The organism is Frateuria edaphi (assembly GCF_021117405.1).
GTDB classification, from domain to species: domain Bacteria; phylum Pseudomonadota; class Gammaproteobacteria; order Xanthomonadales; family Rhodanobacteraceae; genus Frateuria_A; species Frateuria_A edaphi.
This window is the reverse complement of record NZ_CP088251.1, coordinates 1,535,456-1,556,490: the sequence shown is the minus strand read 5'-3', so window position 1 is coordinate 1,556,490 and position 21,035 is coordinate 1,535,456. Positions and strand designations below refer to the sequence as shown.

Annotated in this window: 22 protein-coding genes; 6 read left to right on the top strand and 16 right to left on the bottom strand. The window is 66.9% G+C overall.

Annotation, left to right across the window (positions count from 1 at the left end; translation table 11 throughout):
* Positions 1-30: 30 nt before the first annotated feature.
* Together ftsH and rlmE are read right to left on the bottom strand one after the other, a co-directional pair.
* Positions 31-1,974, bottom strand: coding sequence for an ATP-dependent zinc metalloprotease FtsH (gene ftsH / locus LQ772_RS07430; protein ID WP_231325405.1), 1,944 nt, complete (start codon positions 1,972-1,974; stop codon positions 31-33).
* Entirely contained in the window at positions 1,971-2,621 is a 651-nt protein-coding gene (rlmE, locus tag LQ772_RS07425; protein WP_231325403.1) for a 23S rRNA (uridine(2552)-2'-O)-methyltransferase RlmE, read from the bottom strand. The genes ftsH and rlmE overlap by 4 nt, the downstream gene beginning before the upstream one ends.
* 81 nt (positions 2,622-2,702) lie before the next feature.
* On the opposite strand from rlmE, the gene yhbY reads away from it, so the two are divergent.
* Both yhbY and LQ772_RS07415 read left to right on the top strand, forming a co-directional pair.
* The gene (yhbY, locus tag LQ772_RS07420) at positions 2,703-2,999 is read left to right on the top strand and encodes a ribosome assembly RNA-binding protein YhbY (protein WP_231325401.1); all 297 of its coding nucleotides are present in this window, start codon (positions 2,703-2,705) and stop codon (positions 2,997-2,999) included.
* Positions 2,999-3,388, top strand: a complete 390-nt coding sequence (locus LQ772_RS07415; RefSeq protein WP_231325399.1) for an Mth938-like domain-containing protein — start codon at positions 2,999-3,001, stop codon at positions 3,386-3,388. The genes yhbY and LQ772_RS07415 overlap by 1 nt, the downstream gene beginning before the upstream one ends.
* A 51-nt stretch (positions 3,389-3,439) precedes the next feature.
* Here the strand turns inward: LQ772_RS07415 and LQ772_RS07410 are convergent, their stop codons facing one another.
* Genes LQ772_RS07410 through surE form a run of 4 tightly spaced genes read right to left on the bottom strand, consistent with a single transcriptional unit; the run spans position 3,440 to position 6,453 of the window.
* Complete coding sequence (locus LQ772_RS07410) at positions 3,440-4,282, bottom strand: peptidoglycan DD-metalloendopeptidase family protein (RefSeq protein ID WP_231325398.1); 843 nt, start codon at positions 4,280-4,282, stop codon at positions 3,440-3,442.
* Between the two features lie 52 nt (positions 4,283-4,334).
* On the bottom strand, positions 4,335-4,943 hold the full coding sequence (locus tag LQ772_RS07405; protein WP_231325397.1) for a YqaA family protein: 609 nt from the start codon (positions 4,941-4,943) through the stop codon (positions 4,335-4,337).
* Positions 4,944-4,975: 32 nt separating this feature from the next.
* Entirely contained in the window at positions 4,976-5,665 is a 690-nt protein-coding gene (locus LQ772_RS07400) for a protein-L-isoaspartate(D-aspartate) O-methyltransferase (protein WP_231325961.1), read from the bottom strand.
* A gap of 8 nt (positions 5,666-5,673) precedes the next feature.
* Positions 5,674-6,453 carry a 5'/3'-nucleotidase SurE gene (gene surE, locus LQ772_RS07395; protein WP_231325396.1) on the bottom strand — a complete coding sequence of 260 codons (780 nt, stop codon included), beginning with the start codon at positions 6,451-6,453 and terminating at the stop codon, positions 5,674-5,676.
* Between the two features lie 171 nt (positions 6,454-6,624).
* Here surE and LQ772_RS07390 point away from each other — a divergent pair, with 171 nt between their 5' ends.
* On the top strand, positions 6,625-7,176 hold the full coding sequence (locus LQ772_RS07390) for a Smr/MutS family protein (protein ID WP_231325395.1): 552 nt from the start codon (positions 6,625-6,627) through the stop codon (positions 7,174-7,176).
* Between the two features lie 81 nt (positions 7,177-7,257).
* Here the strand turns inward: LQ772_RS07390 and truD are convergent, their stop codons facing one another.
* The 9 genes from truD to pyrG all read right to left on the bottom strand — a co-directional run bounded on the left by truD (position 7,258) and on the right by pyrG (position 15,495).
* Positions 7,258-8,238, bottom strand: coding sequence for a tRNA pseudouridine(13) synthase TruD (truD, locus tag LQ772_RS07385; RefSeq protein WP_231325953.1), 981 nt, complete (start codon positions 8,236-8,238; stop codon positions 7,258-7,260).
* A gap of 122 nt (positions 8,239-8,360) precedes the next feature.
* Complete coding sequence (gene mgtE, locus LQ772_RS07380; protein ID WP_231325394.1) at positions 8,361-9,746, bottom strand: magnesium transporter; 1,386 nt, start codon at positions 9,744-9,746, stop codon at positions 8,361-8,363.
* Positions 9,743-10,216 (bottom strand): 2-C-methyl-D-erythritol 2,4-cyclodiphosphate synthase, encoded by a 474-nt coding sequence (ispF, locus tag LQ772_RS07375; RefSeq protein ID WP_231325393.1) that lies wholly within the window; start codon positions 10,214-10,216, stop codon positions 9,743-9,745. The genes mgtE and ispF overlap by 4 nt, the downstream gene beginning before the upstream one ends.
* Positions 10,207-10,905 carry a 2-C-methyl-D-erythritol 4-phosphate cytidylyltransferase gene (ispD, locus tag LQ772_RS07370; protein WP_231325392.1) on the bottom strand — a complete coding sequence of 233 codons (699 nt, stop codon included), beginning with the start codon at positions 10,903-10,905 and terminating at the stop codon, positions 10,207-10,209. Before ispD ends, ispF begins: the two co-directional genes overlap by 10 nt.
* Position 10,906: 1 nt before the next feature.
* Complete coding sequence (gene ftsB / locus LQ772_RS07365; protein WP_231325391.1) at positions 10,907-11,230, bottom strand: cell division protein FtsB; 324 nt, start codon at positions 11,228-11,230, stop codon at positions 10,907-10,909.
* A 19-nt stretch (positions 11,231-11,249) separates the two neighbouring features.
* Positions 11,250-12,548, bottom strand: coding sequence for a phosphopyruvate hydratase (eno, locus tag LQ772_RS07360; RefSeq protein ID WP_231325390.1), 1,299 nt, complete (start codon positions 12,546-12,548; stop codon positions 11,250-11,252).
* Positions 12,549-12,560: 12 nt separating this feature from the next.
* Positions 12,561-12,782, bottom strand: coding sequence for a hypothetical protein (locus LQ772_RS07355; RefSeq protein ID WP_231325389.1), 222 nt, complete (start codon positions 12,780-12,782; stop codon positions 12,561-12,563).
* A 13-nt stretch (positions 12,783-12,795) separates the two neighbouring features.
* On the bottom strand, positions 12,796-13,629 hold the full coding sequence (gene kdsA / locus LQ772_RS07350) for a 3-deoxy-8-phosphooctulonate synthase (RefSeq protein ID WP_231325388.1): 834 nt from the start codon (positions 13,627-13,629) through the stop codon (positions 12,796-12,798).
* A 192-nt stretch (positions 13,630-13,821) separates the two neighbouring features.
* The gene (gene pyrG, locus LQ772_RS07345) at positions 13,822-15,495 is read right to left on the bottom strand and encodes a CTP synthase (RefSeq protein WP_231325387.1); all 1,674 of its coding nucleotides are present in this window, start codon (positions 15,493-15,495) and stop codon (positions 13,822-13,824) included.
* A 269-nt stretch (positions 15,496-15,764) separates the two neighbouring features.
* On the opposite strand from pyrG, the gene LQ772_RS07340 reads away from it, so the two are divergent.
* From LQ772_RS07340 to LQ772_RS07330, 3 genes are all read left to right on the top strand, one after another.
* Positions 15,765-17,564, top strand: a complete 1,800-nt coding sequence (locus LQ772_RS07340; protein ID WP_231325386.1) for an aminopeptidase P family protein — start codon at positions 15,765-15,767, stop codon at positions 17,562-17,564.
* Between the two features lie 196 nt (positions 17,565-17,760).
* Complete coding sequence (gene parE / locus LQ772_RS07335) at positions 17,761-19,650, top strand: DNA topoisomerase IV subunit B (RefSeq protein ID WP_231325385.1); 1,890 nt, start codon at positions 17,761-17,763, stop codon at positions 19,648-19,650.
* A 200-nt stretch (positions 19,651-19,850) separates the two neighbouring features.
* A complete protein-coding gene (locus LQ772_RS07330) occupies positions 19,851-20,378 on the top strand; it encodes a 3-hydroxyanthranilate 3,4-dioxygenase (RefSeq protein ID WP_231325384.1) in 528 nt (175 codons plus the stop codon).
* A gap of 16 nt (positions 20,379-20,394) precedes the next feature.
* Here the strand turns inward: LQ772_RS07330 and LQ772_RS07325 are convergent, their stop codons facing one another.
* Positions 20,395-20,940 (bottom strand): NUDIX hydrolase, encoded by a 546-nt coding sequence (locus LQ772_RS07325; RefSeq protein ID WP_231325383.1) that lies wholly within the window; start codon positions 20,938-20,940, stop codon positions 20,395-20,397.
* Positions 20,941-21,035: the final 95 nt, after the last annotated feature.

Here is a 21,035-nt window from a genome sequence, read left to right as displayed (position 1 = left end):
CCTGCCACGCAGGACAGGAAGCGATTGCCGTCAGCCGTGTGGCTGCGTGGCCGGGTCACCGAGCTTGGGCGAGCCGGCGTCGCCGCGCGGCGGCAGGTTCGGCGGCACCGGGCCACCGGAGGTCGGCTTGGACCAATCGGCGGGCTCACCCGGCTCGCGGCCGGCCATGATGTCGTCGATCTGGCGTGCGTCGATGGTCTCGTACTGCAGCAGCGCGTCAGCCATCACATGGAGCTTGTCCAGGTTGTCGGTCAGCAGCCGCTTGCTGCGTGCGTAGGCGCGATCGAGGATATCGCGCACGACTTCGTCGATGCGCCGCGCGGTCTCGTTGGAAACGTTCTTGTGTTGCGTGACCGAGCGCCCGAGGAACACTTCGTCCTCGTCCTCGCCGTAGGTGACCGGGCCGAGCTCGTCGGAAAGACCCCATTTGGTAACCATGTTGCGCGCCATCTTGGTGGCCCGCTCGATGTCGTTGGAAGCGCCGGTGGTGACCTTGTCGGCGCCGAAGATCAGCTCTTCTGCCACGCGACCACCGTAGAGCGAGCAGAGCTGCGATTCGATCGCCACCCGATTGATCGAGTACTTGTCCGCCTCCGGCAGGTACATGGTCACGCCCAACGCGCGACCGCGCGGGATGATGGTGACCTTGTAGACCGGGTCATGCTCGGGCACCAGGCGACCGACAATGGCGTGGCCGGCCTCGTGGAAGGCAGTCAGGCGCTTCTCGTCCTCGCTCATGGCCATCGAGCGGCGCTCGGTGCCCATCAGGATCTTGTCGCGAGCCTTGTCCAGATGGCTCATGCGCACTTCGCGCGCGTTCTCGCGCGCGGCGAACAGGGCCGCCTCGTTGACCAGATTTGCCAAGTCCGCGCCGGAGAAGCCTGGCGTGCCGCGCGCGATCACCATCGGGTTGACGTCGCTGGCGGTCGGCACCTTGCGCAGGTGCACCTTCAGGATCTGCTCGCGGCCCTTCACGTCCGGCAGGCCAACCACCACCTGGCGGTCGAAGCGACCCGGGCGTAGCAGCGCCGGATCGAGCACATCGGGGCGGTTGGTAGCAGCGATGACGATGATGCCCTCGGTGCCCTCGAAGCCGTCCATCTCGACCAGCAACTGGTTCAGGGTCTGCTCGCGCTCGTCGTGGCCGCCGCCCAGGCCCGCGCCACGATGACGGCCGACCGCATCGATCTCGTCGATGAAGATGATGCACGGCGCATGCTTCTTGGCCTGCTCGAACATGTCGCGCACGCGGCTGGCGCCCACGCCGACGAACATCTCGACGAAGTCCGAACCGGAAATCGAGAAGAACGGCACCTTGGCCTCGCCGGCAATGGCCTTCGCCAGCAGCGTCTTGCCGGTGCCCGGCGGACCGACCATCAGCACGCCGCGCGGAATCTTGCCGCCCAGCTTCTGGAACTTGCCCGGATCGCGCAGGAACTCGACCAGTTCGCCAACTTCCTCCTTGGCTTCATCGCAACCGGCTACGTCGCTGAAATTGACCTTGACCTGGTCCTCGCCCTGCAACTTGGCGCGCGAACGACCGAAGCTCATCGCCCCGCGTCCGCCGGCACCGGCCTGCATCTGGCGCATGAACCAGATGAACACGCCCACGATCAGGATGATCGGCAGCCAGTTGACCAGCAGGCCCAGCAGCGAGAAGCCGTTGTTCGACGGCTCCTGGGTCACAACCACGTTCTTGTCCTGCATCTGCTTGACCACCCCATTGGTGGAAAAGCCGAGCACGGGCGCGACGGTGCGGAAGGCGCTGCCGTCTTTCAGCTTGCCGGTGATGGTGGCGGGGTTGTCGGCGCTGATCGTGGCGCTGGCGACATTGCCGCTGTCCACGCTCTGCACGAAGCTCGAGTACGGCAGGTCGGAAGAGGAGCCGCCGTGCGGATTGAAGCTCTGGAAGACCGTCAGCAGGACCACCGCTATGATCAGCCAGAGCAACAGGTTTTTCGCCATTTCGTTCATGCGCGGGTCTCGTCCGTTTGCCCGCCGACGGCCTTCTTGCCGGTGGCGAGCGCATAAACCTCGCGCGAACGCGCGCGCGAAGCCTTGGGTTTACGCATGGTTACGCGCGCGAACTGCGCGCGCAAGTTGCGCAGGTAGTCATCGAAGCCGGCGCCCTGGAACAGCTTGATCAGGAACGCGCCGCCCGGCTTGAGCCACTGCCGGGAGAAATCCAGCGCCAGTTCGGCCAGGTCCATCGCGCGGATCTGGTCGGCCAGCGCCACGCCACTCATATTGGGGGCCATGTCCGACAGTACAAGATCGAGCGGCTGGCCGCCCAGGCGTTCTTCCAGTTGGCGCAACACCGTTTCCTCGCGGAAGTCGCCCTCGATGAAATCGACTCCGGCAATGCCTTGCATCGGCAGGATGTCCAGCGCAATCACCGTGCCGTTGTCGCCCAGGCGCTGGCGCACGAGCTGGGACCAGCCTCCCGGCGCCGCGCCCAGGTCGACCACGCGCATGCCCGGCTTGAGCAGGCGGTCGCGGTCGATCAGCTCCTCCAGCTTGAATACCGCGCGCGAGCGCAGCCCTTCGGCTTGCGCCTTCTTCACGTAGACGTCGTCGAAGTGCTCCCGGAGCCATCGGGAGCTGCTTTTGCTGCGGGACATGCGGCAGGGGCACCGATGGGGGAAGACGCCCGCATGATACCCTTTACGGCCCCCCGACCGCGAACTGTGGACGCTTCCCGCATGCCGATCTCCCCTTCCCAGCGCCGCTACCTGCGCAGCCTCGCCCACGACCTGCACCCGGTGATCCTGCTCGGGGCCAAGGGGGCGACACCGGCCGTGGTCAAGGAACTGGATCTGGCGCTCAGCCATCACGAGCTGGTCAAGGTGAAGCTCTCCGGCGGGGACAAGGAAGAGCGCGAGGCGCAGATCGTCTTCCTCACCGAAGGCACCGGCGCCGAAAGCGTGCAGCAGATCGGCCATACCGTCACTTTGTTCCGCCGCAACGAGGACGAGCCCAAGCTCGCCCTGCCCCGCTGATGGACCTTTCGCTCGAGCGCCCCGAGGGTTACCTGTTCATTCGCCGCGTGAGCGAGCGGTCGATCACGGTGATGGACCGGGAGCTGGATGCGAGTTTCCTGCTGGCACCGGATCGGGTGGTCGAGACCTGGCCGATAGACGATGTCATGTCACTGGACGAAAGCGCCGGCGAAGCCGTACGCGATCTCCAGCCTGAGGTAGTGCTCCTTGGCACCGGCAATCGGCAGCGATTTCCGTCGGCCGCGTTCATGGCCGGATTCCTGCGCAAGGGAATCGGCATCGAGGTGATGGACAACGCCGCGGCGGCACGCACCTACGACCTGCTGGCTGGCGAGGGGCGGCGCGTGGTCGCTGCGTTCATCCTGCCAGGGACCAAATCGGCGGGCTGAAGCCCGCCCTGCGAAGCCGCACATTGCAGGTGGGCTTCAGCCCACCAACAGTTACCTCGCCGGCAGATAGTCAAGCGGGTCGACCGGATTCCCATCCCGCCGAATCTGGAACTGCAACTCGTCCCGCGACGCCCCGGTCGAACCCATTTCCGCGATCAGCTGCCCAGCGCTCACCCGTTGGCCTTCCTTCACCAGCCGCTTGCGGTTGTGGCCGTATGCCGACAGGAAGTCGTCGTTGTGCTTGATGATGATCAGCTCGCCGTAACCAACTAGCCCGTTGCCGCTGTAGACGACCACGCCATCGGCGGCGGCGCGCACCGGATCGCCTGCCTTGCCGGCCAGCTCGATGCCCGGGATGGCATCCCCGCCCTGGAACTTCTTGATCAGCATGCCATCGGCCGGCCAGCGCCAGTTGACCCCGCTCGCCGTGCGGGTCGCTCCCTTGGAGGCCGGCACGACCGGCGGCGCAGGAACGGCGGCCGCCGGAGCCGGCGCGGCTACGCTCGCGCTCGGATGGGAGGGTGTGGGAACCGGCTTGGCCACCGGCGCCGGCATGCGCGTGGGAGCGGAGGTGACCGGGCGTCGCGTGCCCGCAACTCGATCCCTGGCGGGCGAAAGCCGTAGCACCTGGCCCGGCCAGATCGTGTACGGCGACGCGATCCCGTTCCAACCGGCCAGGTCGCGGAAATCCACCCCATGGCGGAAGGCGATCGAGTAAAGCGTGTCTCCCCGCATCACCCGGTAGCTGTCCCTGTCCGAGGCCGCCCGAGTCGGTGCGACCGGCGTGCGCGGGGTCGTGGCGCCGCGATTGGGCTGGACCACCACCGACCGGCCACAGGCGGCAAGGAGAAGCGCGGCCGAGCATGCCGCCGCGAAGCGCGTCCATTTCGTCATGTCGCCAGCATACCCAGCCGACACACCGATTTCACGAAAAGCGCCACGCCGCTCAATGCAGCCAGATCCACCACACCAGCAGCAGCGCCAACACGACGATCGCCGCCCAGCCGATGCGCTCGATGTGCTTGTGCAACACCCGCTCGGCGCGCTCGCCGAACAGGCGGATCAAGAGCGCCAGCAGCCACACGCGCTTGCCGCGCCCGACCGCCATGCAAAGCAGGAACGGAATCACCGGCACGCCCACGATGCCCGACGCCCAGGTGACGAACTTCATCGGCACCACCGGCTGCAGCGCGGCCAATGCCAGCACCAGCAGCAGGCCCAGCCAATGCTGGTTCATCTGCGCGCGCAGGTTGGCCACACCCTGTTCGATCGGCTCGAGCAAGTGCAGCGAGGCCAGCAGCGGCTGCAGCGCCTGGAACGCCCAATGGCCCAGCGCGTAGCCCACCAGCGAGCCGAGCAGCGAAAACAGCAGGCTGACGTTGGCGTAGAAGAATGCCTTCTGCCGCTTGCCCAGCATCATCGGCGCAAGCATCACCTCCGGCATGATCGGAAAGATGAAAGCTTCGACGAAGCTCAGCCCGCAGAGGTAGTACACAGCCCGCGGGTCGCGTGCCCAGGTCAGCGCACGCGAGTAGAGCGCTCCAAACAGACGCATCTAGTGGATTCCTTGTCGCCGGAGGAGTGGCATCAGCCGATGCCGCCGAGCAGCGGCACGAAACTGACCGCACCGAGTTCTTCTTGGATGAAGTCGCCCTGCCCGTTGCCGCGGATGCGTAACAGCATCTGGCTGCTGGGCGAACCGACCGGAGCGACCAGCACGCCTTCGGGCGAAAGCTGGTCGAGCACCTGGCTGGGGATCGCGTCCCCTGCGGCAGTGAGGATGATCGCGTCGAAGGGCGCCTGGTCCGGCCAGCCCAGCTTGCCGTCGTCGTGGCGCGAGCGAACGTTGGCCAGGCCCAGCTGACGGAAGCGCCGGCGCGCCTGGCGCAGCAATTCCTCGATGCGTTCGACGGTGAACACCTGCCCAACCAGCGCCGCCAATACGACCGCCTGGTAACCCGAGCCGGTTCCGATCTCCAGCACCTTCTGCGGCACGCCGCCGTTGAAATGTTCCAGCAACGCCTCGGTCATGCGCGCGACCACCCACGGCTGCGAGATGGTCTGGCCGTGGCCGATCGGCAACGCGGTGTTCTCGTAGGCGCGCGAGTGCAGCGCCTGGTCGATGAAGTGATGGCGCGGCGTGTTGCGGATCACCTCGATCACGCGCGGGTCGCGAATGCCGCCTTCCTTGAGTGTGGCGGCGAGGCGGTCGCGCGCGCGTTGGGAGGTCATTCCCTCGCCTTTGAACGCTGACGGCGGCAGCGGATGGATGTTCATCGTCATCGTCAGGCCGCCTTCTCGTCCATGGCCTCGGTCATCGCCTGCATCCAGCCGCTGATCTTCTCCAACGCCTGGTAACGGGTGAGGTCCACGTGGATCGGCGTCACCGAAACGTAGCCGCGGCGCACCGCATCGAAGTCGGTTCCGGGACCATCGTCTTCGGCGCCACCGGAAGGACCGATCCACCAGATTGGCTTGCCGCGCGGATCGGTCTGCGCGATGCAAGGTGCGGAGCGGTGCCGTTTGCCCAGCCGCGTGACCTCGAAACCCTGGATTTCGTGCCAGGGCCGGTCAGGCACGTTGACGTTGAGGATGGTGTCCGCCGGCAACGGGTCGACCAGTAGGCGCCGCATCAGGATAAGCACGGCCTGCGCGGCCGAGTCGTAGTGCTCGCCCTTGTGATCACGGCTGGCCAGCGACACGGCGATCGCAGGCAGGCCGAGGAAACGGCCTTCCATCGCCGCCGACACGGTGCCCGAATAGATGACGTCGTCACCAAGGTTGGCGGAGTTGTTGATGCCTGACACCACGATGTCCGGCTCGTGATCGAGCAGGCCGGCCAGCGCCAGGTGTACGCAATCAGTCGGCGTGCCGGCCACGCGGTAGCGTCCATCATCCATCTTCAACGCACGGATCGGCGCATCCAGGGTGAGCGAGTTGCTGGCGCCGGAACGGTCGCGATCAGGCGCCACCACCGTAACCTGCCCCACCGCTGCCAGACAGTCGGCCAATACGCGGATGCCGGGGGCGTCCACGCCGTCGTCGTTGCTTACCAGGACTCGCATGATGTTCCGTCGACAGATGCACGAACGCGGCCCCGAAGGCGCGCTCCGAATCCTCTGGAGTCTACCGGAGCGGGCCCCCTCTTTCACGGCCGTGCGATATGACACCCCGTGGCTCCAGCGACAGACAGGGAGTGTTTGCCGGAATCGCGTGCAAGTCTCTAGCATGACCTCATGAAGAAGCGCCGTGTCCCCGCCGAACCCGACGAAGACGACATCCGCCTGTTCCGCGATGCGATCGGGCCGGTGCGCGAGATCCGCGTGGATGCGCCTCCGCCGCCCGCGCCCCGGCCAGAGCCGCGCGCGCACATGTTCGAAGCGGACGAGGCCGCCGTGCCTGGCGAATTGCTGGAGCTGGCCTTCGATCCCGCACTGATGGAAATCGGTGAGGAGCTCAGCTACCTGCGCGAGGGCTATCCGCCGCGCCTGCTGCGCCAGCTCAAGCGAGGGCAGTTCAGCATCCAGGACGAACTGGACCTGCACCACATGAATGCCGCCGCCGCACAGGCCAGCATCGCCAGCTTCCTTGCCGAAGCCCGCCAGCATGGCCTGCGCTGTGTGCGCATCGTGCACGGCAAGGGCCTGCGCTCGAAGGCTGCCGGGCCGGTGCTCAAGGTGCTCACCGACCGCCTGCTGCGCCGGCGCGACGACGTGGTGGCGTTCGCTTCGGCCAAACCTGCCCAAGGCGGCACCGGTGCCGTCGTCGTCCTGCTGAGAAACGCCTGATCCCCGCAGGGGCGCACCTGTGCGCGACCGCGGTGCCGCGCGCAGGGGCGCACCTGCATCGCGACCGGGGATCACTCCGCCTCAGGCCTGCGCCAGTTCGCGCACCACGACGGTGGCGTAGGCGCCGGCAGGCAACTCGAAAGCCAGTTCCAGAGCATCCTCGCCCAGCCAGCGCCAGGACAGCTGGCGGGGAATCAGGCGCAAGGGGCGCCGTTCCTGGTCCATGCGGGCCGTCGCCAGGCCTTCCGCCAGGTCGCTGTCGCGCGCGGCAACCTCGCGCTCCAGGGCGCCGGCGTCAGCGGCGGTCGGCGGTTCGCCCTGGCCCCAGAGCGGGCCTGACGGGTGGATATCGCCGCTGGCCAGGCGCCCTGCCAGCGCGGCATCAAAGGGCTCCGGCCCGAACCACGAGCGCGAGCCGGCGAGCGACCATATCTCGCCCTCGATAGGCGTGTCCCACGTGCCCTGTTCCACCCGCGCCGCAAGCACGCCATTGAAAATGTGCGAGCGTGCCGCCGAAAGCAGGAAGCTGCGCTTGTCCCGGTCCACGCGGCGACCGGCGAACATCGCCCGCGCCTGCGCCACGTTGCCGCCCTCGCGACCGAAGCGTTGCTCGCCAAAGTAGTTGGGCACGCCGCGGGCGGCGATGGCGGCCAGCACTTTTTCAGCGGCCGTGCGATCGCCCTGCACCTCACGCAATACCAGCACGAAGCGGTTGCCGCGCAACGCGCCGCGCTTGAGTTTGCGATTGTGCCGGGTGGCGGCCAGCACTTTGACTTCTGCGTGCGGAAAGGCCGACCAGTCGGGGTCAGGCTTGCCCGCGAGCTGCACGGTGAAGGCCTGCCGGGTCACCGCATGACGGTCCTTCAGGCCCGCGAAACCCACGGCCACCGGAGGCACGCCGGCGAAACGCGCCAATTCCTTGGCCACCCAATCGGTGTTTGCGCCGCGTTTCTCCACCCATAGCAGCGCATGCTCGCCGGAACCCTCCGCGTCATAGCCAAGGATTTCCTCGACGAGGAAATCCTCCGGCGCCGCACGCAGGCGGGCGGTGAGCGGTGGCATGCCGTGGGCGTAGGGAAGTTCGTGCACTGCGGTCCTTTGATCGATGGGCTCTTCCGGCTCTGCCGGAGTCACTTGTGGGCGATGCTTGCGGGTCCACAGCAGATAGGCTGCTGCAAGGGCCGCTACATGAGAAAGAGCGAAGCGAGCCCGAGGAAGATGAAAAAGCCACCGCTGTCGGTCATCGCCGTGATCAGCACGCTCGATCCCAGCGCCGGGTCGCGACCGAACTTCATCATCAGCATCGGGATGCCGACGCCGCAGAACGCGGCAAGCAGCAGATTGAGCGTCATGGCCGCGGTCATCACCACGCCAAGGGCGATGTTCTCGTAGAGCAGCCAGGCCACCACGCCGATCACCCCGCCCCAGACCAGGCCGTTGAAAAGCGACACGGCCAGTTCCTTGCGCCACAGCCGCTTGGCGCTGTCGGGCGTGATCTGGTTGAGCGCCAGCGCGCGCACGATCATGGTGATGGTCTGGTTGCCCGAGTTGCCGCCGATGCCGGCCACGATCGGCATCAGCGTGGCCAGTGCCACCAGCTTCTCGATCGCGCCTTCGAACAGCCCGATCACGCGCGAGGCGATGAAGGCGGTGACCAGATTGATCGCCAGCCACGACCAGCGGTTGCGCAAGCTGGCCCACACCGAGGCGAAGATATCCTCCTCCTCGCGCAGACCGACGCGGTTCAGGGCGTCGCTCTCGCTTTCCTCGCGGATCACGTCGACCATCGCGTCGACGGTGATGCGCCCGATCAGCCGGCCACCGTCGTCCACGACCGGCGCAGTCACCAGGTCGTAGCGCTCGAATGCCTGCGCCACCTCGTAAGCGTCGTCGGCGGGGTGGAAGGTGTTGACGTCCGGCGCCATCACCTCGCTGACCATCTTCTCGGGCGGATTGACCAGCAGCCAATGCACAGGCAGCACGCCGGTGAGCAGGTTGTCGTGATTGATCACGAACAGCTTGTCGGTCTGCGCGGGCAGCTCGTCGAACCGGCGCAGGTAGCGCAGCACGGTCTCCAGGCTCACATCCTCGCGGATCGTGACCATCTCGAAGTCCATCAGCGAGCCGATCTGGTCCTCTTCCCAGGACAGCGCCGACTGCACCCGCTCGCGCTGCTGCGCGTCGAGGCTGGCCATCAGCTCGGGCAGCACCTCGGTCGGCAGATCCTCGACCAGGTCGGCCAGTTCATCCGCATCCAGCGGCTCCACCGCGGCGAGGATCTCGCGTTGGTCCATGTCCGCGATCAGCGATTCGCGAACCGCATCGGAGACTTCCAGCAGGATTTCGCCGTCGCGGTCGGCTTTCACCCGCTGCCAGACGGCCAGGCGCTCATCCAGCGGCAGCGATTCCAGCACGAAGGCGATGTCCGCCGGGTGCAGTTCATCGAGCCGCTGCTGCAATTCGGCCTGGTGCTCGGGCGTCGGATCCTCGACCAGCCGCGCCAGCAGCTCGGTGATGGCTTCCAGCTGCTCGTGCAGCCGGTTGGCGCCGCGGGCTTCGGCCTCGCTCACGCGCGCTCCAGCAGCACGCAGGCTTGCGCCGCGATGCCTTCGCCACGGCCCGTGAAACCGAGCCTTTCAGTGGTAGTGGCCTTGATACTGATGCGGGCGACCTCGCAGGCGAGGTCTTCGGCAAGGTTGGCGCGCATCGCCTCGGCGTGTGGCCCGACCTTTGGCGTTTCGCAGATCACCGTGATGTCGGCATTGCCGAGCCTGTAGTTGTGCTGCGACATCAGGAGGGCTGCGTGCCGCAGGAACTGGCGACTGTCCGCATCGCGCCAGCGATCGTCCGAGGGCGGGAAATGCCTGCCGATGTCGCCCAGCGCCAGGGCGCCGAAAATGGCATCGCACAAAGCGTGGATCACCACGTCCCCATCCGAATGGGCGACCACGCCCCGACGGTGCGGGACGCGCACGCCGCCGAGCACGACGACATCGCCATCGCCGAATGCGTGCACGTCGAAACCCTGCCCTATCCGCATCGCGCCGTCCTCGTCAGCAGGAACTCGGCCAGCGCGAAATCCGCGGCCGTGGTCACCTTGATGTTGTCCTCCGCGCCTTCCACCAGCCGCGGCGCGTAGCCTGCCCGCTCCATCGCCATCGCCTCGTCGCTCACCACAACGCCCGCGCGGGTGGCCGCTTCCAGTGCCGCCACAAGCTGCCCGCGTCGGAACATCTGCGGCGTGAAGGCGCGCCAGCGCTGTTCTCGTGGCTCGGTAGAGATGCTGCGCTGGCTCTCGTCCGCGCGCTTGAGGGTATCCCTCAGCGGCGCACCGAGCAGGCCACCGTCGCCCGCGGAGGCGTGGTCGACCAAGCGTTCGATGTCGGCGGCGCGAATGCAGGGACGCGCCGCGTCATGCACCAGCACGAAATCCTGCTGGGCGACTTCGGTTGGCAGCGCGCGCAAGCCTGCCAGTACCGAGTCGGCGCGCTCGCCACCACCGATCGTCGTGAGTACCGGCTTGCCACCCAGGTTGTCGATGCCGGGCCAGTGCCCGTCGTCGGCCGCCAAGGAGATCATCAAACCGGCGATGCACGGGTGCGCCGCCAACCGCTCCAGCGTGTGCAGGATCAGTGCGCGCCCCGCCAACGGCAGGTACTGCTTGGGGCAATCGCCGCCGACCCGGGTGCCGCGTCCGGCGGCCGGTATCACGCACCACAGCGGGGCCATGTCAGTGCCCGCCGCCGTCGCTGGCCGGTGGCGCACTGGCGCTGCCGGCCGGTCGTTCGACCACCTGGTAGAAGGTCTCGCCGGGCTTGATCAGGCCCAGCTCCGCGCGGGCGCGCGCCTCGACCGCCTGCTCGCCATGCTTGAGGTCGCTGACGTCGGCCGCCAGCGCCTGGTTGCGCTGGAGCAGCTTGTCGTTCTCGCCGGTCTGCTTCTGCACGGCGGCGCGCAGCGTCTGTACTTCGTGCATGCCGCCGCTGCCGGTCCACAGTTTGAGCTGCAGACCGATCAGGATCACGAGCAAGACCAGGGCGATCCAGCGCAGCATGGACGTTGCAGACTCCGCGTCAGCCCGGCAGGCGGGCGAGGTTGGGGAATGCGTCGCGACCGGCGTAGCGGGCAGCACTGCCCAGAGCCTCCTCGATGCGCAGCAGCTGGTTGTACTTGGCCACGCGGTCGGTGCGGCATAGCGAGCCGGTCTTGATCTGGGTCGCGGTGGTCGCGACGGCGATGTCCGAGATGGTCGTGTCCTCGGTCTCGCCCGAACGATGGGAGACCACGGCGGCATACTTCGCCGCGTCGGCCATGGCGATGGCTTCGAGCGTCTCGGACAGCGTGCCGATCTGGTTGACCTTGATCAGGATCGCATTGGCGATGTGCTTCTCGATGCCCTCGCGGAAGATCGACGGGTTGGTGACGAACAGGTCGTCGCCGACCAGCTGCACTTCCTTGCCGATCCTGTCGGTGAGCAGCTTCCAGCCGTCCCAGTCGCCCTCGGCCATGCCGTCCTCGATGGTGACGATGGGATACTGCTTCGCCCACCCGGCCAGCAGATCGACGAACTGCTCCGGCGCGTAGGCCTTGCCCTCGCCTTCCAGGTCGTACTTGCCGTTCTTGAAGAACTCGGAGCTGGCCACGTCCAGGCCCAGCAGGATCTCGCTGCCGACCTTGTAGCCGGCCTTGCCGACCGCCTCCAGGATGGTGTCCAGCGCCTCGATGTTGGAGCGCAGGTTCGGCGCGAAGCCGCCCTCGTCGCCGACCGCGGTGTTGAGGCCCTTGCCCTTGAGCACGGCCTTGAGCGCGTGGAAGATTTCCGCGCCGGCGCGCAGCGCCTCGGCGAAGTTCGGCACGCCCACCGGCAGCACCATGAACTCCTGCACGTCGACATTGTTGTCCGCATGTGCGCCGCCGTTGATGATGTTCATCATCGGCACCGGCAGGCTGCCAGGCTTGCCATGCGAGAGGTACTTCCACAACGGTTCGCCGCGGGAGGCGGCCACCGCGTGCGCCGCAGCCATGGAGACGCCCAGCAGCGCGTTGGCACCCAGCTTGCCCTTGTTCGGCGTACCGTCCAGTGCGATCAGCTTGTCGTCGAGGCCCTTCTGGTCGGCCGCGTCGAAACCCTTCAGCGCAGTGGCGATCGCGCCATTGACGTTGGCGACCGCCTTGGTCACGCCCTTGCCGCCGTAGCGCGCCTTGTCGCCGTCGCGCAGCTCGACCGCCTCGCGCGAACCGGTCGAGGCGCCGCTGGGCACCGCGGCCCGGCCGAACGCGCCCCCGTCCAGGGTGACTTCGGCTTCCAGCGTGGGGTTGCCGCGCGAGTCGAGGATTTCACGGGCGTGGATGCGGGTGATCTGAGTCGTCATTGGGTGATGTCCCTAATCGATGTACTTGGAAAACCAAAACAGCAAAGCCGTGATACCAGCGAACAGCACAGCGACCACCAACCGGTAGAACCTCTGGAAGCGCCGGGTCACGTCCAGTGCCTGGTTCTGCTTGGCGATCGCCGTCTCGCTGTTCTTCCGGTAAAGCTCCAGGTGCTCGCGCTGGACGTCGCGGATTTCCGTCAACAGCCGGACCAGCGAGTCTTCCGTGGACATGCTCGTCCCCCGGTCAGAGTGTGTTTTCGAGAAAGCCGTGACGCTTGGTCGCGGCGTCCAGTTCCATAAGGGTTTCCAGCAACGCCTCCATCTTGTCCAGCGGCCAGGCATTGGGGCCGTCGGAGAGCGCCTTGCTCGGGTCCGGATGCGTCTCGGCGAACAGGCCGGCCACGCCGACCGCGACCGCCGCGCGCGCCAGTACCGGCACGAACTCGCGCTGGCCACCCGAGCTCGCGCCCTGGCCGCCGGGCAACTGCACCGAATGCGTGGCGTCGAAGACCACCGGGCAATCCGTCTCACGCATCACGCTCAGCGAACGCATGTCCGAGACCAGGTTGTTGTAGCCGAAGCTCGCGCCGCGCTCGCACACCATGATGTCGTCGTTGCCCACGGCCTTGGCCTTGGCGACCACGTGCTTCATGTCCCACGGCGCCAGGAACTGGCCCTTCTTGATGTTCACCGGCTTGCCGGCGCGCGCCACGTTCTGGATGAAGTCGGTCTGGCGGCACAGGAAGGCGGGGGTCTGCAGGACGTCGACCACCGCGGCCACTTCGTTCATCGGCGTGTACTCGTGCACGTCGGTGAGAAGCGGCACGCCGAGCTGGCGCTTGACCTCGGACAGTACACGCAGGCCTTCCTCAAGCCCCGGGCCGCGGAAGCTCTGGCCCGAAGAACGATTGGCCTTGTCGAAACTGGACTTGAAGATGAAGTTCACGCCCAGCCGGCCGGTGATTTCCTTGAGCTTGCCGGCGGTGTCCACCTGCAGTTGCTCGGACTCGACCACGCAGGGGCCGGCGATTAGGAACAGGGGCTGGTTGAGACCGATTTCGAAACCGCAGAGCTTCATAGGTATTTCCTGTCGGTGCATCGCCTGGCCGGCGAGCCGCTACCCCTCGGGACGTCATTCCCGCGAAAGCGGGAGTCCATCTCCAAAGGAATAACCAAGAGCAAAGTGGGTTCCCGCTTTCGCGGGAATGACGCCCGCGCTCTGTCGGGCGCCACACCGTTCATCTGGAACGAGGCACGTGGGACAAGGCCATCATGCCCTCGCCTGCGCGCTCGCCAGCTTCTCTCCCTCGCGCATCGCCTTGTACTCGCGCGCCGCCTCGACGAAGCCGATGAACAGCGGATGGCCGTCGCGCGGCGTGGAGGTGAACTCCGGATGCGCCTGGCAGGCCAGGAACCACGGGTGCTTCTGCTGGGGGAGTTCGACGATCTCGACCAGCAGGTCGTCCATGGACTTGCCGGACACCACCAGGCCCAGATCCTCGAAATCCTGCCGGTAGCGGTTGTTGAATTCGTAGCGGTGGCGATGGCGCTCGCGCACCACTTCCTGGCCGTAGGTCTCGCGCGCGAGCGTGCCGGTCTTCAGGCGCGCCTCCTGCGAGCCCAGGCGCATCGTGCCGCCCAGGTCCGAGTGTTCGCTGCGCTGCTCGGTCTCGCCGGCGGCGGTGGTCCATTCGGTAATCAGCGCGATCACCGGGTTGGCGGTGTTGCGATCGTTCTCGCTCGAATCGGCATCCTTCAGGCCCGCCACGTTGCGAGCGAAGTCCACCACCGCCGCATGCATGCCGTAGCAGATGCCGAAGTACGGCACGCCGTTTTCGCGGGCGTACCTGGCCGACAGCACCTTGCCCTCGAAGCCGCGTTTGCCGAAGCCGCCCGGCACCAGGATGGCGTCGGCCTTGCCCAGCACCTTCTGCGCGCCCTCGGCCTCGACCTGTTCCGAATCGATCCAGTCCAGGTTGACCCGGGTCTGCTGCTTGATGCCGCCATGGCGCAGCGCTTCGCCGAGCGACTTGTAGGCGTCCTTATGTTCGACGTACTTGCCGACGATCGCGATGGTGACCTCGTCCTTCGGGTGCTCGACCGCCTCGACGGTGCGGCGCCAGCTGGAAAGGTCGGCCGGCTTGGCGTCGAGCCCCAGCCGCCGCACCACGATGTCGTCCAGCCCCTGGCTGTGCAGCCACAACGGGGTCTTGTAGATCACGTCCACGTCGATCGCGCTGATCACCGCGTTCTCGGGAACGTTGGTGAACAGGGCGATCTTTCGCCGTTCGCTATCCGGCAGCGGCTCCTCGCAGCGGCACAGCAGGATGTCAGGCTGGATGCCGATCGAGCGCAGCTCCTTGACCGAATGCTGGGTCGGCTTGGTCTTGATCTCGCCGGCGGCCTTGATGAACGGGACCAGGGTCAGGTGCATGAACAGGCACTTTTCCGGCCCGTGCTCGATGCGCAACTGGCGGATCGCCTCCAGGAATGGCAGCGACTCGATGTCGCCCACCGTACCGCCGATCTCCACCAGCGCCACGTCGAAGCCACGGGTGGCCTCGTGCACGCAGTGCTTGATCTCGTCGGTGATGTGCGGGATCACCTGCACGGTGGCGCCCAGGTAGTCGCCACGGCGTTCCTTGCGGATCACGCTCTCGTAGATCTTGCCGGTGGTAATCGAGTTCTTGCCGGTCAGGCGCGTGTGGACGTAGCGCTCGTAGTGACCCAGGTCCAGGTCGGTCTCGGCGCCGTCGTCGGTGACGTAGACCTCGCCGTGCTGGAACGGACTCATGGTGCCCGGATCCACATTGATGTAGGGATCGAGCTTCATCAAGGTGACCGAGAGCCCGCGCGCCTCGAGGATGGACGCAAGCGACGCCGCCGCGATGCCCTTGCCGAGCGAGGACACCACACCGCCGGTGACGAAAATCAGGGGGGTCATGGAATGCAGCCGTGCTGGAAATTCGGCATTTTAGCGGGTGACGGGCCCGGCGGCGAGACATTCCGGTGGTGCGGTTCACGCTTGGGCCTCTCCGGCGGCGTGGAACCACGGTGCGGGTCCCTCATAACCCCACATCGTTCGCCCGGCGCAGGCGCGCCGCGCCCAAGTCGAAGGCGCCCCCGAAAAAGCCCCGGGAGCGTTTTCCACCCCGGCGCCGCACGCCTAGGTAGGCGTGACCGATCGAGGATGGAAGGCGATAGCATGGGCGAATGACCAACCCCATCCCCTCCCGCCTGGTCGCCCTGCGCCAGGCCATGCAGAAGCACGGCGTCGCCGCCTGCCTGATCCCTTCCGCCGATCCCCACCTGTCCGAATACCTGCCCGCCCACTGGGCCGCGCGGGAGTGGCTTTCCGGCTTCACCGGCTCGGCCGGCACGCTGGTGGTCACCGTCGACACGGCCGACCTGTGGACCGATTCGCGCTATTTCTCCCAGGCCGAACAGCAACTGGCCGGCACGGGCGTGGCGCTCAAGAAGCAGAAGGTCTCGCACGCCCCCGAACACCTGCAGTGGCTGCAGCAGCACCTGAAAGGCGGCGACATGCTGGCGGTGGCCGGGGACAGTCTGTCCGTCGCCGCCCGCAAGCAGGTCGAGGGCCTGCTGGACGAGGCCGGCGCACACGTTCGCACCGACCTGGACCTGCCCGGCGAGATCTGGACCGACCGCCCCGTCCTGCCCAAGGCGCCGGTGTTCGAGCACCCGCCCGGCTACCCTGGCAGCACCCGCGCGGAAAAGCTGGAGCGCCTGCGCGCCAGCCTGCGCCGCCAGCAGGCTACGCACCACCTGGTCTCCAGCCTTGACGACATAGCCTGGCTGACCAACCTGCGCGGCAGCGATGTGGAATGCAACCCGGTATTTCTGGGCCATCTGCTGGTCGAAACGGACGGACCGGCCACGCTGTTCGTCGACCGCGGCAAGCTGTCCGATGCGCTGGTGGCCGCACTCAAGGCCGACAATGTGCGCATCGCCGACTACGCCACCGTCACCGATGCCCTGGCCGAGCTGGGCAAAGGCGCACGCCTGCTGCTTGATCCGGCGCGGGTCGTCTGCACTGTGGCCGAAGCTATCGGACCGGCGGCCGACCGCGTGGAGGCGCCCAACCCGTCGACAGCCCTCAAGGCCCGCAAGACCGAAGCCGAGCTCGAACACATCCGCGAGGTGATGCGCCGCGATGGCGCCGCGTTGGTACGCGCCTTCCGTCGGCTGGAAGAGCGCCTGGCCGCGGGCATGACCCAGACCGAGCTGGACGTCGACGTGCTTCTGCGCGAAGAGCGCTCGGCACAACCCGATTTCGTCGGCGAAAGTTTCGCCACCATCGCCGGTTACCAGGCCAATGGCGCCCTGCCGCACTATCGCGCCACGCCCGAGGCGCACAGCACCTTGCAGCGCAAGGGCCTGCTGCTGGTCGACTCGGGCGGCCAGTACCTGGGCGGCACCACCGACATCACGCGTGTGCTGGCGCTGGGCGAAACCTCCGCGGAGCAGCGCCGCGACGCCACGCTGGTGATGAAGGGACTGATCGCGCTTTCCCGCGCGCGCTTTCCCAAGGGCGCCAGTGGCCCGCAGCTCGATGCGCTGGCGCGTGCACCGCTGTGGGCCAGCGGCCTGGACTATGGACACGGCACGGGCCACGGCGTGGGCTACTTCCTCAACGTGCACGAAGGCCCGCATTCCATCCGACCGCCCTCGCCCAACGGCGCGCTGGTGCCGCTGGAACCGGGGATGATCACCTCGATCGAGCCAGGCCTCTACAAGCCCGCGCGCCACGGCATCCGGCACGAGAACCTGGCGGTGGTGGTGCAGGCGGACCAGACCGAGTTCGGCGAGTTCTACGCTTTCGAAACGCTAACACTGTGCCCGTTCGATCGCCGCGCACTGGAACCGGGCCTGCTCAATCCTGAAGAACGCGCCTGGCTGGATGACTATCACGCCACCGTGCGGGCGGCGCTGGCGCCGCTGCTGGAGGATGCGGACCTGGCGTGGCTGGAGCGGCATTGCGCACCGTTGTGATTCCGCCAGGAGCGCTTCCGTCGCCGATGAATGGGGCAAGTACACCACCGCTCCGGTGCCTCCTATCGCGCCCTCGCCCGCAACGGGGGGAGGGCGCAGAAGACGGATGGCCGCGCACTTCGCGGCAAGCCCGCTTGACCACCCCGCCCGCCTCTCGCCATCCTGCAACGTTTCCGTCCCCTGACCGACCCCACGCATGAGCAGTCGCTACAACGCCGCCGACATCGAAGTCCTTTCCGGCCTCGATCCCGTCAAACGCCGCCCGGGCATGTACACCGACACCTCCCGCCCGAACCATCTGGCGCAGGAAGTCATCGACAACTCGGTGGACGAGGCGCTGGCGGGGCACGCCAAGGCCATCGAAGTGGTACTGCGCGCTGACGGTTCCGTCGAGGTCAGCGACGACGGCCGCGGCATGCCGGTGGACATCCATCCGGAGGAAGGCGTGCCGGGCGTGGAGCTGATCCTCACCCGCCTGCATGCCGGCGGAAAGTTCAGCGGCAAGAACTACAACTTCTCCGGCGGCCTGCACGGCGTGGGCGTGTCGGTAGTCAACGCGCTGTCGCAGCGGGTCGAGGTAACCATCCGCCGCGACGGCAACGAATACCGCATGGCCTTCGAGCATGGCGACCGCGTCAGCGAACTGGAAGTCATCGGTTCGGTGCCCAAGCGGAAGACCGGCACCACCGTGCGCTTCTGGGCCGATCCGAAGTATTTCGATTCGCCGAAAATCTCGCTGCCGAAGCTCAAGCATCTGCTGCGCGCCAAGGCGGTGCTCTGCGCCGGCCTGAGCGTGAAGCTGGTCGACGAAGCCAGCGGGGAAACGAGTGAGTGGTACTACGAGGATGGCTTGCGCGATTACCTGCGCGGCGAGCTCGATGGCGCCGAGGCGATCCCGGCCGACCTGTTCGTCCACCACGTCGCCCGCGACACCGAAGGCCTGGATGTCGCCCTCACCTGGCTGCCCGAAGGCGAGCTGGTGCAGGAGAGCTACGTCAACCTGATCCCCACCGCGCAGGGCGGCACCCACGTCAACGGCCTGCGCAGTGGCCTGACCAACGCCATCCGCGAGTTCTGCGACATCCGCAACCTGCTGCCGCGCGGCGTCAAGCTGGCGCCCGAGGACGTGTGGGAACGCCTGGCCTTCGTGCTCTCGGCCAAGCTGCAGGATCCGCAGTTCGCCGGCCAGACCAAGGAACGGCTGTCCTCGCGCAACGCCGCGGCACTATGCGAGGGCGTGGTGCACGATGCCTTCAGCCTGTGGCTCAACCAGCACGTGGACCTGGGCGAAAGGATCGCCCAACTGGCGATCGAGCGCGCCAGTGCGCGCCTCAAGGCGGCCAAGCAGGTGGTGCGCAAGAAGATCACCCAGGGCCCCGCCCTGCCCGGCAAGCTGGCCGACTGCACCGCCACCGACCTCACCCGCACCGAGCTTTTCCTGGTGGAGGGCGATTCGGCCGGTGGCAGCGCCAAGCAGGCACGCGACAAGGAGTTCCAGGCAATCCTGCCGTTGCGCGGCAAGATCCTGAACACCTGGGAGGTCGAATCCACCTCCGTGCTCGCCTCCGAGGAGGTGCACAACCTCGCCGTGGCCATCGGCTGCGACCCAGGCAAGGACGACCTCTCCGGGTTGCGTTACGGCAAGGTGGTCGTTTTGGCCGATGCCGACTCCGACGGCCTGCACATCGCCACCTTGCTCTCGGCGTTGTTCCTGCGTCACTTCCCCTCGCTGGTGCGCGAGGGGCACGTGTTCGTGGCGATGCCTCCGCTGTTCCGCGTGGACGTGGGCAAGCAGGTCTTCTACTGCCTGGATGAGGCCGAGAAACAGTCGATGCTGCAGAAGATCGAGCGCGAGAAAATGAAGGGCGCGGTCTCGGTCACCCGCTTCAAGGGCCTGGGTGAGATGAACCCGGCGCAGCTGCGCGAATCGACCATCCATCCGGACACGCGCCGCCTCGTGCAGCTGACCGTGGACGACAGCGAAGGCACGGCCAGGCTGATGGACATGCTGCTGGCCAAGAAACGCGCCGGCGACCGCAAGAGCTGGCTGGAAGAAAAGGGCGACCTGGCCACGCTGGAGGTCTGACCGCTCGCTGGCAGGCGCCACGGCCAGCATGCATGCAAGGCATGCCAGTCCTGTGCCGCGCCGGCGACATGGGCGCGGCCATTGCGAAGGGCAGCTTCAGACGCCAGCTTTTCGCTCCCGTCCGAACGTCACCGGATAGCCATCGCGCGCGCCCCGCTCTCCGGCGCTAAGGTAGGCTTTTCCACACGCCGAGCTCAGCCATGGCCCTGCTTCCGCCCATCGACCTGCAACGCTGGATCGACGAACACCGCCACCTGCTCAAGCCGCCCGTCGGCAACAAATGCATCGTGGACGGCGACTTCATCGTCATGATCGTCGGCGGCCCGAACGCTCGCACCGACTACCATCACGACGAAGGCCCCGAATTCTTCTACCAGCTCGAGGGCGAGATGGTGCTCAAGGTGCAGGACGAAGGTGTCGCGCGCGACATCCCCATTCGCGCGGGCGAAGTGTTTTACCTGCCGCCGCGCGTGCCGCATTCGCCGCAGCGCATGCCCGAGTCGGTCGGCCTGGTGATCGAACGCCGGCGCGTCACCGGGGAGCAGGATGGCCTGCTGTGGTTCTGCGAACGCTGCAACCACAAGCTGTACGAGGAATATTTCACCCTGCAGAGCATCGAGCAGGACTTCCCGCCGGTGTTCGATCGCTTCTATGGGTCGCGCGATGCCCGCACCTGCGACGCCTGCGGACATCTCAATCCGGCACCTGCGCGCTACGAATCGGCCTGATCTTCCATGGTGGCTTCTAGCGGGCGAGCCATCGCTGCGCCATGCGCCGCAACGATGCGTCCGCCTGCGGGTCCTGTGCGATGGTCCGGATGGATCGCCAGGCCAGATCCAGAGACTCCTCACTGACGGCAAACGCTTCGCTGCCTGTCGCGCGCACGACGTAGCGCACGTCGAAGTGCCAATGCGCCGGTACCTCGCCACGAGCGGGAATCAGGTGGCGATCCAGATCGAAGATCTCCGGTTCCACGACGAGGTTGCCCAGACCGGATTCCTCCTCCGCCTCGCGCAATGCGACACGCGCGAGGTCGCGATCACCCTCGGCATGGCCGCCCAGTTGCAACCAGCGGCCGAGCTTGCGGTGATGCGTCAACAGCACGCGCTCGCCATCGGCGCTCACCAGCCAGGCCGAACCGGTGAAATGCCCGGGCGGGTGCGAGCGCTCGAATACCTCATCCGCGCTGGCCAGGAACTGCAGGAACCCGCTCACACACGGGTCATCCGGACAGGCCAGTCCATGTCGGTGCAGCGCGTCGCCAAGCCGGCAGGTCGATGTTTCGGGCATGATGGTTCGGGCGGTGGTCAAACGGCGATTCTAACGGCGTCCACGCATGTCTCGTGGCGCTTGTACCCCCAGTCACGCTCGGCTAAGGTTGCCCG

Excerpts from the sequence above, each read along its gene's own strand:
- ftsH (WP_231325405.1), bottom strand. The coding sequence starts at position 1,974 with ATGAACGAAATGGCGAAAAACCTGTTGCTCTGGCTGATCATAGCGGTG.
- rlmE (WP_231325403.1), bottom strand. The coding sequence starts at position 2,621 with ATGTCCCGCAGCAAAAGCAGCTCCCGATGGCTCCGGGAGCACTTCGAC.
- yhbY (WP_231325401.1), top strand. The coding sequence starts at position 2,703 with ATGCCGATCTCCCCTTCCCAGCGCCGCTACCTGCGCAGCCTCGCCCAC.
- LQ772_RS07415 (WP_231325399.1), top strand. The coding sequence starts at position 2,999 with ATGGACCTTTCGCTCGAGCGCCCCGAGGGTTACCTGTTCATTCGCCGC.
- LQ772_RS07410 (WP_231325398.1), bottom strand. The coding sequence starts at position 4,282 with ATGACGAAATGGACGCGCTTCGCGGCGGCATGCTCGGCCGCGCTTCTC.
- LQ772_RS07405 (WP_231325397.1), bottom strand. The coding sequence starts at position 4,943 with ATGCGTCTGTTTGGAGCGCTCTACTCGCGTGCGCTGACCTGGGCACGC.
- LQ772_RS07400 (WP_231325961.1), bottom strand. The coding sequence starts at position 5,665 with ATGAACATCCATCCGCTGCCGCCGTCAGCGTTCAAAGGCGAGGGAATG.
- surE (WP_231325396.1), bottom strand. The coding sequence starts at position 6,453 with ATGCGAGTCCTGGTAAGCAACGACGACGGCGTGGACGCCCCCGGCATC.
- LQ772_RS07390 (WP_231325395.1), top strand. The coding sequence starts at position 6,625 with ATGAAGAAGCGCCGTGTCCCCGCCGAACCCGACGAAGACGACATCCGC.
- truD (WP_231325953.1), bottom strand. The coding sequence starts at position 8,238 with ATGCCACCGCTCACCGCCCGCCTGCGTGCGGCGCCGGAGGATTTCCTC.
- ispF (WP_231325393.1), bottom strand. The coding sequence starts at position 10,216 with ATGCGGATAGGGCAGGGTTTCGACGTGCACGCATTCGGCGATGGCGAT.
- ispD (WP_231325392.1), bottom strand. The coding sequence starts at position 10,905 with ATGGCCCCGCTGTGGTGCGTGATACCGGCCGCCGGACGCGGCACCCGG.
- ftsB (WP_231325391.1), bottom strand. The coding sequence starts at position 11,230 with ATGCTGCGCTGGATCGCCCTGGTCTTGCTCGTGATCCTGATCGGTCTG.
- eno (WP_231325390.1), bottom strand. The coding sequence starts at position 12,548 with ATGACGACTCAGATCACCCGCATCCACGCCCGTGAAATCCTCGACTCG.
- LQ772_RS07355 (WP_231325389.1), bottom strand. The coding sequence starts at position 12,782 with ATGTCCACGGAAGACTCGCTGGTCCGGCTGTTGACGGAAATCCGCGAC.
- kdsA (WP_231325388.1), bottom strand. The coding sequence starts at position 13,629 with ATGAAGCTCTGCGGTTTCGAAATCGGTCTCAACCAGCCCCTGTTCCTA.
- pyrG (WP_231325387.1), bottom strand. The coding sequence starts at position 15,495 with ATGACCCCCCTGATTTTCGTCACCGGCGGTGTGGTGTCCTCGCTCGGC.
- LQ772_RS07340 (WP_231325386.1), top strand. The coding sequence starts at position 15,765 with ATGACCAACCCCATCCCCTCCCGCCTGGTCGCCCTGCGCCAGGCCATG.
- parE (WP_231325385.1), top strand. The coding sequence starts at position 17,761 with ATGAGCAGTCGCTACAACGCCGCCGACATCGAAGTCCTTTCCGGCCTC.
- LQ772_RS07330 (WP_231325384.1), top strand. The coding sequence starts at position 19,851 with ATGGCCCTGCTTCCGCCCATCGACCTGCAACGCTGGATCGACGAACAC.
- LQ772_RS07325 (WP_231325383.1), bottom strand. The coding sequence starts at position 20,940 with ATGCCCGAAACATCGACCTGCCGGCTTGGCGACGCGCTGCACCGACAT.